Source organism: Pseudoalteromonas rubra (genome assembly GCF_000238295.3).
Taxonomy (GTDB): Bacteria; Pseudomonadota; Gammaproteobacteria; order Enterobacterales; family Alteromonadaceae; genus Pseudoalteromonas; species Pseudoalteromonas rubra.
The window spans coordinates 1-13,835 of sequence record NZ_AHCD03000035.1; the positions used below are offsets into that span (position 1 = coordinate 1).

9 protein-coding genes and 2 pseudogenes are annotated in these 13,835 nt (G+C 46.2%); 7 read left to right on the top strand and 4 right to left on the bottom strand.

Translation table 11 applies throughout. The features are described from left to right. Nucleotides 1–165: 165 nt before the first annotated feature. Nucleotides 166–447, bottom strand: a pseudogene (locus PRUB_RS11020) (integrase core domain-containing protein); the annotation flags it as partial. 364 nt (nt 448–811) lie between these two features. Beyond that, a pseudogene (locus PRUB_RS11025) lies at nt 812–1,093 on the bottom strand (integrase core domain-containing protein); the annotation flags it as partial. 781 nt (nt 1,094–1,874) lie between these two features. On the opposite strand from PRUB_RS11025, the gene PRUB_RS11030 reads away from it, so the two are divergent. Further along, entirely contained in the window at nt 1,875–3,287 is a 1,413-nt protein-coding gene (locus PRUB_RS11030; protein WP_010386003.1) for a glycosyl hydrolase family 18 protein, read from the top strand. Nucleotides 3,288–3,342: 55 nt separating this feature from the next. Here PRUB_RS11030 and PRUB_RS11035 read toward each other — a convergent pair whose 3' ends face one another. Beyond that, on the bottom strand, nt 3,343–4,095 hold the full coding sequence (locus PRUB_RS11035; RefSeq protein ID WP_010386005.1) for a metal-dependent hydrolase: 753 nt from the start codon (nt 4,093–4,095) through the stop codon (nt 3,343–3,345). A gap of 368 nt (nt 4,096–4,463) precedes the next feature. Here PRUB_RS11035 and PRUB_RS11040 point away from each other — a divergent pair, with 368 nt between their 5' ends. From PRUB_RS11040 to ccoG, 4 genes are all read left to right on the top strand, one after another. Then, on the top strand, nt 4,464–6,518 hold the full coding sequence (locus PRUB_RS11040) for a DUF1800 domain-containing protein (protein ID WP_010386006.1): 2,055 nt from the start codon (nt 4,464–4,466) through the stop codon (nt 6,516–6,518). A 12-nt stretch (nt 6,519–6,530) separates the two neighbouring features. Beyond that, nucleotides 6,531–7,874, top strand: a complete 1,344-nt coding sequence (locus PRUB_RS11045) for a DUF1501 domain-containing protein (RefSeq protein WP_040645719.1) — start codon at nt 6,531–6,533, stop codon at nt 7,872–7,874. Between the two features lie 64 nt (nt 7,875–7,938). Beyond that, nucleotides 7,939–9,375: a sigma-54 interaction domain-containing protein gene (locus PRUB_RS11050; protein WP_010386008.1), complete on the top strand. Its 1,437-nt coding sequence runs from the start codon at nt 7,939–7,941 to the stop codon at nt 9,373–9,375. Between the two features lie 138 nt (nt 9,376–9,513). Beyond that, on the top strand, nt 9,514–10,899 hold the full coding sequence (gene ccoG, locus PRUB_RS11055) for a cytochrome c oxidase accessory protein CcoG (protein WP_010386009.1): 1,386 nt from the start codon (nt 9,514–9,516) through the stop codon (nt 10,897–10,899). Nucleotides 10,900–10,906: 7 nt separating this feature from the next. On the opposite strand, the gene PRUB_RS11060 is transcribed toward ccoG, so the two are convergent. After that, nucleotides 10,907–11,791 carry a transporter substrate-binding domain-containing protein gene (locus PRUB_RS11060; protein ID WP_010386010.1) on the bottom strand — a complete coding sequence of 295 codons (885 nt, stop codon included), beginning with the start codon at nt 11,789–11,791 and terminating at the stop codon, nt 10,907–10,909. Nucleotides 11,792–12,092: 301 nt separating this feature from the next. On the opposite strand from PRUB_RS11060, the gene PRUB_RS11065 reads away from it, so the two are divergent. Further along, on the top strand, nt 12,093–12,707 hold the full coding sequence (locus tag PRUB_RS11065; protein ID WP_010386012.1) for a hypothetical protein: 615 nt from the start codon (nt 12,093–12,095) through the stop codon (nt 12,705–12,707). 163 nt (nt 12,708–12,870) lie between these two features. Further along, nucleotides 12,871–13,833, top strand: coding sequence for an acetoacetate decarboxylase family protein (locus tag PRUB_RS11070; protein ID WP_021032949.1), 963 nt, complete (start codon nt 12,871–12,873; stop codon nt 13,831–13,833). The last annotated feature ends 2 nt before the right edge of the window (nt 13,834–13,835 follow it).

Here is a 13,835-nt window from a genome sequence, read left to right on the forward strand (position 1 = left end):
GCTTTTTTGCGTTTGAAATTTAAAAAAGTGTCGATGAAGCTGTAGACAGAGCGGTGTTGTCTATTGAACCATGAAGCTGGTATCTAGCAGTCTTTGGATACACTTATATGTACTAGCTCAGACTTGACCTGACAGTTACCCGTTTTTCAATCGGTGACTGTCAGCCTAGATTTGGGCTAAATTCTTTTCAACCCAGATCGATTTCCCATCTAATAATGTTTCAAGCGGCGTTCTTCCGCAGCATTTTTTACCTTGATGAGTTCGGTCATTATTGTAGTAATTTATCCACTCGTCCAGGTCCTTTTGGAGCTCTTCCAGAGAACTGTACAATTTTTTGCGAAATGTCACTTGGTAAAACTCTTGAAGTATCGTTTTGTGGAAGCGTTCGCAGATACCGTTTGTCTGCGGCGACATCGCTTTGGTTGTAGTATGGTCTATGTCGTTGATCGTCCCTGTGGAGGGCTCCTTTTTGCGCTGTGAATAGGTCTGCGTTCTCTAAAATAGCTCATTTCACCTTGCGTAAAGGCCGCGCTAAAGCACGACTTTACACGATAGCTGCGAAGCGGTGCTTCGGTCGCAATTCACCCATGTGAAAGTAGGACATCGCCAGGACCTAATAAAAGAAAGCCCGATTCGAAAGAGTCGGGCTTTTTTGCGTTTGAAATTTAAAAAAGTGTCGATGAAGCTGTAGACAGAGCGGTGTTGTCTATTGAACCATGAAGCTGGTATCTAGCAGTCTTTGGATACACTTATATGTACTAGCTCAGACTTGACCTGACAGTTACCCGTTTTTCAATCGGTGACTGTCAGCCTAGATTTGGGCTAAATTCTTTTCAACCCAGATCGATTTCCCATCTAATAATGTTTCAAGCGGCGTTCTTCCGCAGCATTTTTTACCTTGATGAGTTCGGTCATTATTGTAGTAATTTATCCACTCGTCCAGGTCCTTTTGGAGCTCTTCCAGAGAACTGTACAATTTTTTGCGAAATGTCACTTGGTAAAACTCTTGAAGTATCGTTTTGTGGAAGCGTTCGCAGATACCGTTTGTCTGCGGCGACATCGCTTTGGTTGTAGTATGGTCTATGTCGTTGATCGTCCCTGTGGAGGGCTCCTTTTTGCGCTGTGAATAGGTCTGCGTTCTCTAAAATAGCTCATTTCACCTTGCGTAAAGGCCGCGCTAAAGCACGACTTTACACGATAGCTGCGAAGCGGTGCTTCGGTCGCAATTCACCCATGTGAAAGTAGGACATCGCCAGGGCCTAATAAAAGAAACCCGTTGCAGCAATGCAGCGGGTTTTTTGCTATGTGCGATTTAAAAAAGTTGTAGACAGAGCGGTGTTGTCTATTCATCCATGAAGCTGGATAGGATGTTGGAATAGTGATGCCGCGTGCGAAAACTTAGCGCCGATTGTGCGAAAACGGTGAAAATTCGATTTTAAAATAGTAAAAAAGATTTGCAGATAGTTAAACAGAAATTCCCATTATTTGGGGTCTTGTAATCCACCACCAACTGCAACTCACTCCTTGATAAATTATATTTCACCCGCGTTCTTACCCAGTCACCGTTAACGACTGTCCTGACTCCTGTAACGTTCTTAACTATCCATCGTACAGGGCATTGTTAAACTTTCCATGGACGTGCCTCGCTGCAGTCAGTGTACGAGTAACGAGCTGGCTTTTCAGCACTGTCGAACCTTATTACTCACCGAGCAGCATAAAGTAGCTGGTTTCAGATCCGGCTTATTAGACTAAGGTCGAAGAATATGTTGACTGTATGATTTTTGTTCGCTCTGTTACTCTGGGAGGGCAGGTCATCAACTCTTTAAATGTCGGTGCGGCCTGCGTATGCCGACAAATACAACATGGAAAAGGTAATGAAATATAAAAATTTATTAATGGCGCTGCCATTGCTTGGTGCAATGGAAGTCGCGCTTGCGGTGGACTGTAGTAACTTAACTGACTGGCAGGCTCAGAGTGTGTATACCAAAGGGGAATCAGTCACTTATCAGTCTGTAAGTTACACCGCAAAGTGGTGGACTCAGAATCAGAACCCAGCAAATAATTCTACGACTTATGCTGTATGGAATAAGGATGGTAATTGCGATGCAACTGATCCGGTGCCACAAGTAACCGTCACCTCACCGAGTAATAATGCAAGCATTATTATAGGGACGCCTATCGATTTGTCTGCATCTGTTTCTCATCCGCAAAACGTTGCGATTGAACGGGCTGAATTCTTTATCGATGGTACGCTGATTGCGACAGATAATACCGCGCCGTATTCTGTGCCATGGCAAGCACAAGGGCTAGGCAGTCATCAGTTACAGGTATTTGCAGTCGATGCCGCAGGCGGCAGAGGGGAGTCCAGTGCAGTAAACTTTACAGTCGCTGCGGATGATTTCCCGCCGGGTGATCCTAATTTTAAAATAGTCGGTTACTTCCCAAGTTGGCAGGGGGCTGTTAGCGATATCCAGTTTGATAAACTGACGCATATCAATTACTCATTCTTGTTACCTAACGCAGATGGCACACTTCAGCCGCTTGAAAATTTGAGCAAAATGACAGCGCTGGTAAATTCTGCACATGCAAACAATGTAAAAGTTGGTATTGCTATAGGTGGCTGGAATGGTGGCGATGACAGCGCATTTGAAACATTTGCGGCGTCAGCACAAGGTCGCGCGACCTTTGTACGCGAAGTAATGGCTTTCGTAGAGTTACACAACCTGGATGGTGTAGATATGGATTGGGAATATCCAGATCCTGGTACTTCAGCAAATAACTACGCTTTGTTGATGAAGGAACTAAGTGTAGAGTTGCGTGCTCGTGGTAAGTTCCTGACCGCTGCGGTTGTTGCGTTAGGCTATACGGGCGGTGGTGTTCTGGAGTCTGTATTCCAGGATATCGATTTTCTGAACCTGATGGCTTACGATGCGAACAATGGCAATCATGCGTCTATGCAATATGCCAAAGATTCCATTGCATACTGGCAGAGTCGTGGCCTGAGCAAAGAAAAAACCGTATTAGGTGTGCCTTTTTATGCGCGCCCAACCTGGAAGGCATATCGGACTTTGGTTCAGGAAAACCCTGCTAATGCTTGCCGGGATACGGATGGCAGCAGTTACTATAATGGTATTCCAACTATCCGTGCCAAAACAGAATACGCAAAACTTAATGCTGGCGGCATCATGAACTGGGAACTGTCTCATGACAGCAAGGGCCCGGCTTCATTGCTAACCGCGAAGTGGGAAGTTGCTAAAGGTTTAGCACCCAGCTACACCTGCCAGTAATACATAAATAAACACAGAGTTCAGCAACTAACTTAGTTGCTGAACTCACCTTGGATTAATAAAACTGTTTTAAAGTTTCCATATCTGGCAGTAAGGGCAGGCTTATCAGCTTGCTCTGCCAAAGCTGAATGACCTCGGGTATGTCTTCGTAATGAGGGAGCAGTAAATAGCTACCCAGCAACACCACACCTAACTGAAGCAGGGAAGCCAGCGGCGCACCGGTCGCGACAGGTTTGAGCGCACTACCAAAGGAGGCTTTCAGTTCATTGTTATTGATGTCTACTGCGTAGCACTCATCGAGGATCAAGTGAGTCAGCATACCTAATACCACCATCACTGCGCACAACAACGCAAAAGCCAGCCCTTCACCTAAATACAAAGGGATATTAACTGTGATGATGGCGAACATCAGCACGGACAGCAGCGAGTGGCTAGCGCCGCGGTGAATGGTATAGCTTTCAAATATAGGCTTCAGGCCATACATAATAAGTAGATAGACGCCCAACCCAGACAACCAAATGCTGAGCAAAGAATGAAACTCGATGGCCAGTGGCAGAGCAATGGCTGCACACAGTGCAAATATCGAAAACAAACTATTTAACGAGCGTGATTTGTCGGCGTCGAGATCTGGCAGAAGACCTGCCAATGTACCTAATATAAATAACAGCAGTATATTGCTCATATCGGCAAGGCTTGTTGCCAGTATAACGGATGATGCGGCGGCACTGACTACCACAGCTGCTTTGAAGTGAGTTGCAAAATTGGCCACTAAGTAAATTTCCGAATGTCTGAAGACTACACCAGCCATAAAAATGAATCCGTGGCTGCTCTATCGAGTCTGATCATAATGGCATTATTATTGTTTTACTAGCTATAAAACAGAGGCTTATTTACCACGATAGGCACACGACTGTGAACCAGTCGATAAATAAGGTGATGTTGCCCAGGGCAGGGAGAGTGTACTCATATCAAAGTGATGGTCGGGTATGTGCCTGTGTCTATAACGCTTAGTGCTGAGTTGCTGCAACAGCAAATTACCTGCAACCTTGGTTGTCAGGAGCCACAAACACTGTTAGAAGAGTGTGTAGAACTTTAGAGAATGATAGTAATTTAGTATATGTTTTTTCTAAATGCTCTGTTATAAAAGTATTAAGTGCTATTGTGGACACTGCAATTATGAATACTCACCTTTATTTTGCGGCGTTTTGCCTGACAACCCTGGTCGCCTGCGGTGGTGGCTCGTCAGACAGCAGCCCAACCTCAAATAATACGTCATCAAACACAACAACAGACACGCAAACACCTTCGCAGTCAGCTGGCGATACCGAGCAAACCACGCTGGAACAGGGTGATAACTCGGAAGGTGGTGGGAACGACGATGCTTCTGAAGGAACTGATGAAGCGCCCGAGCAACCAAACACACCGCCTGAAGTTGTTGTTGCAGTCACTCAGCCCGAGGTGATCAAAGGTGCGCCATTGACCTTGTCTGCCAATGTGGCAGACCCTGAAGATTCTTCATTTAGCTATCTCTGGAAGCAGTTAAGTGGCCCGGAAGTTGAACTGGGTGATGTCACGGGCCCAACGCTGGTAATTACTTTGCCAGAAACTTACCAGGCGACTGGTGATACCTATCAGTTCTCAGTCACAGTAACAGATCCACAGGGCGCAGAGACAACCTCTGAGATAGATGTTTATGCCAGTAATGCGATGTCAGATGTTCAGGCCGCAGTGCTTTTACATCAGGGGACCATGGGGCCAACACTCGAAGAAGTCAATGCTGCCACTGGTATGAGTGAAGAGCAGTGGCTGGATACGCAGATGGCATTACCGGCAACTTTTCATTCTCCGTTATTGGAGAATTACCCTGACAGAGATACGCCATATCAGATAAATCGCATCGATGCCTGGTGGAAAGCCACACTGAATGCAGATGATCAACTGAGGCAGCGTGTGGCTTTTGCATTGAGTGAAATTTTGGTGGTTTCAGATGCAAATAATGCATTAAAAGGTGAACCGGAAGGTATGCTCGCCTATTATGATTTGCTCATTGAGCATGCGTTTGGCAACTACCGGTCATTGATTGAAGCCGTGACGCTGTCGCCTGTAATGGGGACCTATCTCAGTCACCTTGGTAATGAAAAGGCAGATCCAGAGCGTAATATTCGACCCGACGAAAATTACGCACGAGAAGTCATGCAGTTGTTTACCATCGGGCTGGATATGCTAAATCAGGATGGCAGCATCATGCGTGATGATAACGGACAAAGTATCGCCACCTATTCTCAGCAGGAGATAACCGGGTTTGCTCGTGTTTTCACGGGCTGGACTTTTGCATTCTCGGCTCGCTGGGATCGTCCAAGCCGCAATTTTAGTTTACCGATGCATGCATTTCCCGATTACCACTCAGAGCTGGAAAAAACGTTACTAAATGGAGAAGTGATCCCGGCTGGTGTCGGGCCAGAAGACTCTATGCAGCTCGCTTTGGATAATTTATTTAATCATAGCAATGTTGGTCCCTTTATTAGCAAGCAGCTTATTCAGCGTTTAATCACCTCAAATCCCACCGCAAACTATGTAGAACGGGTTGCGGCAGTATTTAATGACAATGGGAGCGGTGTGCGGGGAGACCTCAGTGCTGTGATCCGTGCCATTTACCTTGATGATGAAGCTCGTCGGTATGGGTCTGTTCTGGCGCATCAGGGAAAAATTAAAGAGCCAATACTGAAAGGGGTTCAGATGTGGCGTACATTGGATGCACACAGTGAGGAAGGTAACTACTTCACCTGGAACCTCGACGACAGGTTTGGTCAGGGTCCTATGCTATCACCTTCGGTATTTAACTTTTTCAGGCCAGATCATCAACCAGCGGAATTGAGTGAGCAAGGATTATTCGCGCCTGAACTACAGATAGCGAATGATGCAGCAATGATTGGCACGTTAAACCAGCACTACAGCGACTTGGTCTGGCGCATGGCTGAACGCCACGATACGCTAAATCCATCGGCAATTTATTTGTATGGCCACAGTGATATCGTATTGCTCGAAGCCAGCGGGCTCAATGCGTTGCTCGACAGATATAATGTGCTGTATTTTGCAGGCAATATGTCACAAGCAAGCCGGGAAGCGTTTGTAGAGCTCGACGCGTATTTTGAGAATAAAAGTGCAGCAGACAGAGTCGGGCAGCTTTTGTTTATGGTGTCGCTATCACCCGAATTTAACGTGCAGTATTAGGAGGCCGGCAAGATGAACAAGAGCAGAAGAGACTTTCTATCCCTGTGCCTGAAAGGAGGCATGTCGGCTGCAGCATTGACCAGTTTGCAGCTTCAGGCGCTGTCCGGCAGCGTAGAGCAACGTAACTTTTCAGATTATAAAGCTCTGGTATGCGTGTACCTGTATGGCGGCAACGACTCCATGAATATGCTTGTTCCGCTGACGGGCGATCATCGTAGCTGGTACGAAGCAAGCCGGCAAAACCTCGCTGTGCAGGATGCACTGTCACTGACAACTGCCAGCGAGTTTGCAGGTGGCGTTGGCCTGCACCCTGCGATGTCTTCATTGCAGCCATATTTTGACCAGCAGACTTTGGCCTTTGTGGGCGGGGTCGGGACTTTAATCGCACCGACATCCTTAGCTCAGTATCAGGCCAGGAGCGTACCATTACCGCAGCATCTGTTTTCGCATAATGATCAACAGGCAACCTGGATGCACGGCCAGGAAAAGCAAACGCTGAATACCGGCTGGGGAGCCAGGTTACTAGAGCGGTTAGATCAGGGGACGGTATTTGGCAGTAATATTACCGTAGATGGGGCAAACCCATGGCAAACTGGCATGAATACCAGTGCGTTTGCATTGAGCAAAAGTGGTATAAGTAAAATTAACGCCCTGAGCGGTTACGAGCCCAGAGTGGAGCACGTAAGACGCGTGATGCAAACCCTGTTTGACCAGACGTCTCATCCGCTGGCATCGGCGTATGGCAGCCGGTTAAATGGTTCTATCGAACATACTTTATATATGAATGCTTTGTTGGAAGAGGCACCTGTACTGGCGACTGAATTTGGCGAATCGAGCCTGTCGGCGCAATTGGCGGCAGTTGCGAAAACCATCAGTATCCAGTCCCAGCTGGGTGCTAAACGACAAATCTTCTTTGTTTCTATGGGCGGTTTCGATACGCATGATGAGCAGGAGTCTGCCCATCCGGCGCTACTGGGCGCACTTGCACAAAGCTTAGTAGAATTCCAAAGTGCGATGGCTGAGCTTGAGCTGACAGAGCAGGTCAGTACATTTACCATGTCTGATTTTGGTCGTACATTAACCTCTAACGGAGATGGCACCGACCATGGCTGGGCAGGTAATCAGTTGATACTTGGTGGTGCGGTCAATGGAGGTGATGTGCATGGCGCTATGATGCCGCAGCAGCTCGATGGGTCAAATGATGTTGGAGGCGGACGCCTGATCCCGGCATTCAGCAACGAACAGTATTTCGCACCGCTGGCACGTTGGTTTGGTCTTGCAGACAGCGAAATGACAGAGTTATTTCCGAATCTTAGTAATTTTGATGCGCAGGCACTTTCCTTGTTCAAAGTATAGTTGTGTAGTTTTGCTTCTGCGCCAGTCATGTTAGATTACTTCGTGAAATATCACGAGGTAATCTATGTCTTCTGTAATCGCACAATTCTTAAACGATCCCCGTTTGCTGCTTAATGCAGTCGGCGAGGGAATATACGGGTTTGATCTATCAGGTAATGCCGTGTTTATTAACCCGGCTGCAGAAAGAATGACTGGCTGGTCTGCCGACGATTTACTGGGCAAGAAAATTCATCAATACCACCATCATAGTTACGCAGATGGCACCCCTTATCCAGCGGATCACTGCCAAATTTATCGAACCATGTTTGACGGCAAAACCCGGCATGTCACAGATGAAGTGTTTTGGCGCAAAGATGGCAGCTGTTTCGCTGTGGAGTACACGTCGACACCCGTATATAAGGATGGTCAGGTTATCGGTGCTGTCGCGATATTTCGCGATATATCAAAACAAGTTGAGGCAGAGCGTGCTTTGAGAGACGCGCTCGAGCAAGTTCAGACGCTTTCTGAGCAACTCAAAGAGGAAAACAGCTATCTGCTGGCAGAGATTAATGAAGACTGGCAGGATTCCGGGTTGGTGGGCCAGAGTCATATTTTTCAGACTATGCTTGAGCAAATAAAGCTGGTTAGCCAGACCGATAGCACTGTACTGGTCTTGGGTGAGAATGGCACCGGAAAAGAATTGGTTGCACGTAATCTGCATCGCCTGAGTTTAAGAAGTACCCAACCGTTTGTACGTGTTAACTGTGCTGCTTTTTCCCCCAGCTTGCTGGAGTCTGAACTGTTTGGACACGAAAAAGGGGCGTTTACAGGGGCGAATGAAAGACGCAAGGGGCGCTTTGAACTGGCCCATCAGGGCACGTTATTCCTCGATGAAATTGGCGAACTGCCACTCGAAGCACAGAGTAAACTACTGAGAGTACTGCAGGAACAGGAGTTTGAACGTGTCGGGGGGAGCAAAACCATTTCAGTAGATATCCGGGTGATTGCCGCGACCAATCGAGATCTCTGGCAGATGGTTGAAAAGGGAGAGTTCAGGATGGATTTATATTATCGCCTCAATGTGTTTCCCATTAAAGTGCCAGCACTCAGAGAGCGATTGGAAGACATCCCTTTATTATGCGCTAACATGCTCTCGCGGCTTAACGCCCGCTTGGGTAAGCAATTGCGTGGTATCGCCAAATCTTCACTGGCAAAGCTACAGGCTTACGACTGGCCGGGTAATATTCGTGAACTGCAAAATATTCTTGAACGTGAAGCCATATTAGCTACAGGCAGAACACTGCGACTGACCCAGGCATTGGCTGCGAATATAGGAGAAGCGGCCGTTTCTCAGGATCTATCTCTTGAATATGCTCAGCGGGAACACATACTCTCAGTCTTAGAACTTTGTCAGTGGCGTGTGGCAGGCGAGCAGGGCGCAGCAGCATTACTAGGTATGCCAGAAAGCACTCTAAGATCAAAAATGAAGAAGCTAAATATTCAAAGGGAACGCGATATATAACGAGTTTTCGTGATATGTCGCGACTAGGTGTTTTTAGATGATTTTAAAATCATTATAAAACAACAGGTTAAAAACTTTCAGTTTGGTCTGAAACTTGCAAATTGAATAGGTGTGTTTCACTGACAATAAGCAAGTATTATGAAGTTCGATATTAAAGAAGAAGATATGATCATTAAGCCCTATAAGCAGGATGGGCCGATTTATATCCGCGAACAAAAGGGGCCTTTCCAGCAGATCCGTCGCTATCTGGGTTGGTTCCTGATGTTGGTTTTCATTGCCATTCCCTGGATCCCATACAAAGGCCAGCAGGCTGTATTACTGGATGTGGCTTCTCAGCAGTTTCGTATTTTTGGCGTTACTTTACTACCGCATGATTTCATGATCCTGGCCTGGGTATTTATGGCTGGTGCATTTGGCTTGTTTTTTGTAACTAACTGGCTGGGCCGAGTGTGGTGTGGTTACACTTGCCCGCAAACGATTTGGATGCTGATGTTCACCTGGGTTGAACATCGGATCGAAGGGACTCGAAACCAAAGAATTAAGTTGGATAAAAGCAACTGGGATGGCAAAAAAGTATCTAAGAAACTGGCAAAACATGCAGTGTGGTTGCTGATCTCCGTCTTTACCGCCACTTCTTTTATGGCCTATTTTGTGCCTGCCAAAGCGCTCTATACCGATATGTTTACACTGCAATGGTCAGGTCTTGTGAGCTTCTGGGTGTTTTTATTCGCATTTTGTACTTACGGGAATGCTGGCTTCTTGCGCGAGAAAATGTGCAACGTGGCTTGTCCATATTCGCGCTTTCAATCTGTGATGTTTGATAAAGACACCCTGGTTGTGTCATACGATGACGCGCGGGGCGAAAACCGTGGTCCCAGAAAACGCAAAGCAGATCACAAAGCCATGGGATTAGGCGATTGTGTTGACTGTAATTTATGTGTTGAAGTGTGTCCGGCGGGCATTGATATCAGAAATGGTCTGCAATACGAGTGTATTAACTGTGGACTGTGTATTGATGCTTGTGATGAGACTATGAATAAGTTTGGCTATGAAACCGGGCTTATCAAGTACACCAGTGAAAATACACTATCGGGTAAAAAGACGAATCCGTTCAGGCTAAAGCTAGTGGGATATGCGGCTTTATTCGCTATGATTGTGGTCACTATGGTGATCTGGGCAATGAATCGTACGCCTATAGAAGCTTCTGTGATCCGCGACAGAAACGCGTTGTACCGTGTGAATTATGAGGGGCTGGTGGAAAATCCATATACCTTGAGTATCATCAATAAAACTCAGCAGACCTTGCATTATCAGGTTGGGATCAGTGGGATAGAACATGCCAGTTTATCAGCGCCTGATTCGATCAAGATAGAGGCGGGGCAAATGCTTCTGGTACCAGTGACTGTGACAGCAGATGGTTACGATTTAAGCCGTACGGCAACGCCATTGAAGTTTGTGGTGACGGCCCAGGAGGATGCGAGCATCACCATAGAAAAAGAAAGCTACTTCTATAAAAACCGCTAATAGCGGGTTAGTTTCGGTCTTCTCCGATGTGCACCTCATTACTGAGTCGAGTTGTTTCATTAATGAGGTGCTTATTGAGTTTGCCTTTTAAGTGGGTTGGCAGCCATTTTAACATAATGCGTTTGTACGCCTCTGTTTTGACCAGGCTAACTAATGCCTGATCGAACAGGGCCACAGCCTTTTTGCCCAGGGCATTATTGGTACAACCAATATAGCCCTTGGCAATAAGCGGGACGCCTATCAAGGAGATTTGTGTCAGGTTATCTGCGCCGAGCCGCTTACTCAGGTAGTAGTGTTCACTCGGATAGCCCAGGACTAAGTCCACTCGCTTTTTAACCAACATGTTTGTCAGGCTTTGCAGCGTATCCCATCCGGGCCGGATCACAACCTGATCGCGTGGTAACCGCTCGATAAGTTTATCGAGCTTTTCTCCATATGAACGGCTTTGTGCGATACCCAAAGTGAGGTCATGCTTGAGCATCAGATCAACCAAAGAGACAGGCTGAAGGACGTCCAACCCGAGTTTAAGTACGGTCTCTTTTCTCAGTGCCAGCCCGGGCGAAAGGCCTACTGTTGAATGGTGCTTTGTATAGGTGATGAATTTTTTTCTGCTGGCTGTTTTATAAAGCGAAATCATACAGTAGCCGTTAGGGCTGTGGCTCAGCTCATGGATGGCGCGGCTGGCTGGAAAGCTATGGTGATAATAGTCCAGTGTACTTAACTGAGTATGCAATAACGAAATTACTTGTTCATCTCGCCCTTCGCCTTCATCCCGGTCTGCGTAGATGTAGTAAGGCGGAAAGTCTAGGGTGATCCAGGATATTGCATGATTCTCGATATGCGCGTAACAAACTGAAGTAATACACGTTAACAACAGCAAAAAGAACTTCACGCATTTCTCCGATTGTGTCACCTGATTAGAGAGTTTAGCAGAGGTCCCAAAAAAGCGGAGGAAAAGGCGGTTTGAGCCGGATATTTAAAGGAAATGGCTGAGAGGGGTATTTGCGTTTTAATTATTTTTACAAATGGTAATGGTTTGCTACATTTTAGAGGGTTCCACCTCAGTTTGCACCGCTTGATGAACATGGACAGACACACTTAGTTACGCTGCAATTGGTGCACTTTTCAGTTAAGATGGGGGGTTAGCGTAACGATTAATATAATAATTAAATTGGAAATAAGAGAAGACAATCATGGTTACGCTTATCGTCAGTGATATATTCGGTCATAGCGACTATCTCGAAGACTTTGCACAAAACCTGGATGGTGATTGCAAAGTGAGTTCTCCCTACGGTGATCGGCAGGCAAAAGAACATCTGCCAGAAAGCCAAGTTTATCAAAGTTTTATCAATGAAGTTGGGCACGATGCGTATATGCGAAAAGTATTGGACGACATCCTGGCCTACCAACCGGATCTGATCATTGCTTTCAGTGCCGGGGCTGTTGCAGCCTGGCGGGCTTTGTCTGCAATCGCATTAAAGAGCTCTGTTAAGCTGATTGCATTTTATCCGGGACAGATACGAAATTATTTGCACCTCAACCCAGGCTGTCGGGTTGACGTCTTTTTCCCTTATCAGGAAAGCCACTTTGACATAGTGCCAGTCATGGAAATACTGCAGCAACAGCCTAATGTCGAATGTTTCCGTACCCGTTATGAGCATGGTTTCATGAACAGGCTGTCTACGCACTATGACAGTGATGCTCATGGGCACTATCTGGCGAGATGTCAGGGAGAAGTAGCGCAGCTGGCAAAGATTAAATTTAACTATCGACGCATTAAAGATGAACTAGACTTAGTGTCATCTTAATCATTGTGGGCACTTAACACCCCCGGTTATCGGTCATGGAAGTACAGCTTTAGGTTGTGATGTGGTGGTTGCTGATAGCGCATGGGAGCAGTGGTAGCAGGTTTACTTGTTATCGCTGTGTTTCTGACGCCGCATACTACTATCGCAATAGAAGGAGTTTTCTATGTCTGAAAAACTGACTATCCCTTATCGCCATTTTTTGGGTAATCCCATTGCTAAACCACCTTGCAGAATGCTTAATGCAATGATGTACGGATTTTTTTTAAAAGGGAAAATTGAGAAAATACAGGCGTTTTTCGATGCTACGTTGAACTCCGTACCTAATGAGATTAATACCTACAAGGCCATATCTTCGCATTGTCTGCTGACATTTACTGATATCGAAAATATTGCCTCTAAGGTTCCGCCATTTAGTAATTATGGCTACATGCAGGAAACCGATATCATTATCTGGGTGCCAGTTGCTGAAGTGTGCAAAAACACCAACCGAATGACTCACCTTTATTGGTATCCCGCGTTTATCACCGTGAATAACATCAATGCACTGATCAATGGCCGTGAAACCTGGGGATACAACAAGTACTTATGTCGTTATGAAATGCCCAGTGACCGGCGGCATGCGGATCATTTTTCTCTGAGTCTTGAGACCTTTCAACCTTACGACCCGAATAAAAAAATGGCCTGGTACGAGTTATTATCCATCGATCGGGTAGCGGATGATGACACCTGGTTCGAGGAGGCGGTAGAGATAAGCAAGGAGGTTGCCGAATTGCTCCATGAAACCGCCAGTGAAATCGATATTAGTAGCGAGTTTATCAAACAACTACTCACTGGGTTTACTAACCCGATGTTAGACCAAATCTTTTTCAAGCAGTTTCCGGATGGCTACGCCACCAACAGTGTGTACAGTGCGGTTGTTCATTCTCCTTCAGAAGTGAAAAAGCTTCATAAATTGGGCTTTTTAAAAGACGAATATAAAGTCACCATTAATCAGATTGATGCTTTTCCCCTGGAAGATATGTTTGGGATTGCTGTGGGTGAGCAGTTTGCCAAGCTACCTTATTACCTGTGTATGGACTTCGATCAAGACGGGGCCCATGAAATTGTCAGAGCGGAGTTGGGGTAGGG

Excerpts from the sequence above, each read along its gene's own strand:
- PRUB_RS11030 (WP_010386003.1), top strand. The coding sequence starts at position 1,875 with ATGAAATATAAAAATTTATTAATGGCGCTGCCATTGCTTGGTGCAATG.
- PRUB_RS11035 (WP_010386005.1), bottom strand. The coding sequence starts at position 4,095 with ATGGCTGGTGTAGTCTTCAGACATTCGGAAATTTACTTAGTGGCCAAT.
- PRUB_RS11040 (WP_010386006.1), top strand. The coding sequence starts at position 4,464 with ATGAATACTCACCTTTATTTTGCGGCGTTTTGCCTGACAACCCTGGTC.
- PRUB_RS11045 (WP_040645719.1), top strand. The coding sequence starts at position 6,531 with ATGAACAAGAGCAGAAGAGACTTTCTATCCCTGTGCCTGAAAGGAGGC.
- PRUB_RS11050 (WP_010386008.1), top strand. The coding sequence starts at position 7,939 with ATGTCTTCTGTAATCGCACAATTCTTAAACGATCCCCGTTTGCTGCTT.
- ccoG (WP_010386009.1), top strand. The coding sequence starts at position 9,514 with ATGAAGTTCGATATTAAAGAAGAAGATATGATCATTAAGCCCTATAAG.
- PRUB_RS11065 (WP_010386012.1), top strand. The coding sequence starts at position 12,093 with ATGGTTACGCTTATCGTCAGTGATATATTCGGTCATAGCGACTATCTC.
- PRUB_RS11070 (WP_021032949.1), top strand. The coding sequence starts at position 12,871 with ATGTCTGAAAAACTGACTATCCCTTATCGCCATTTTTTGGGTAATCCC.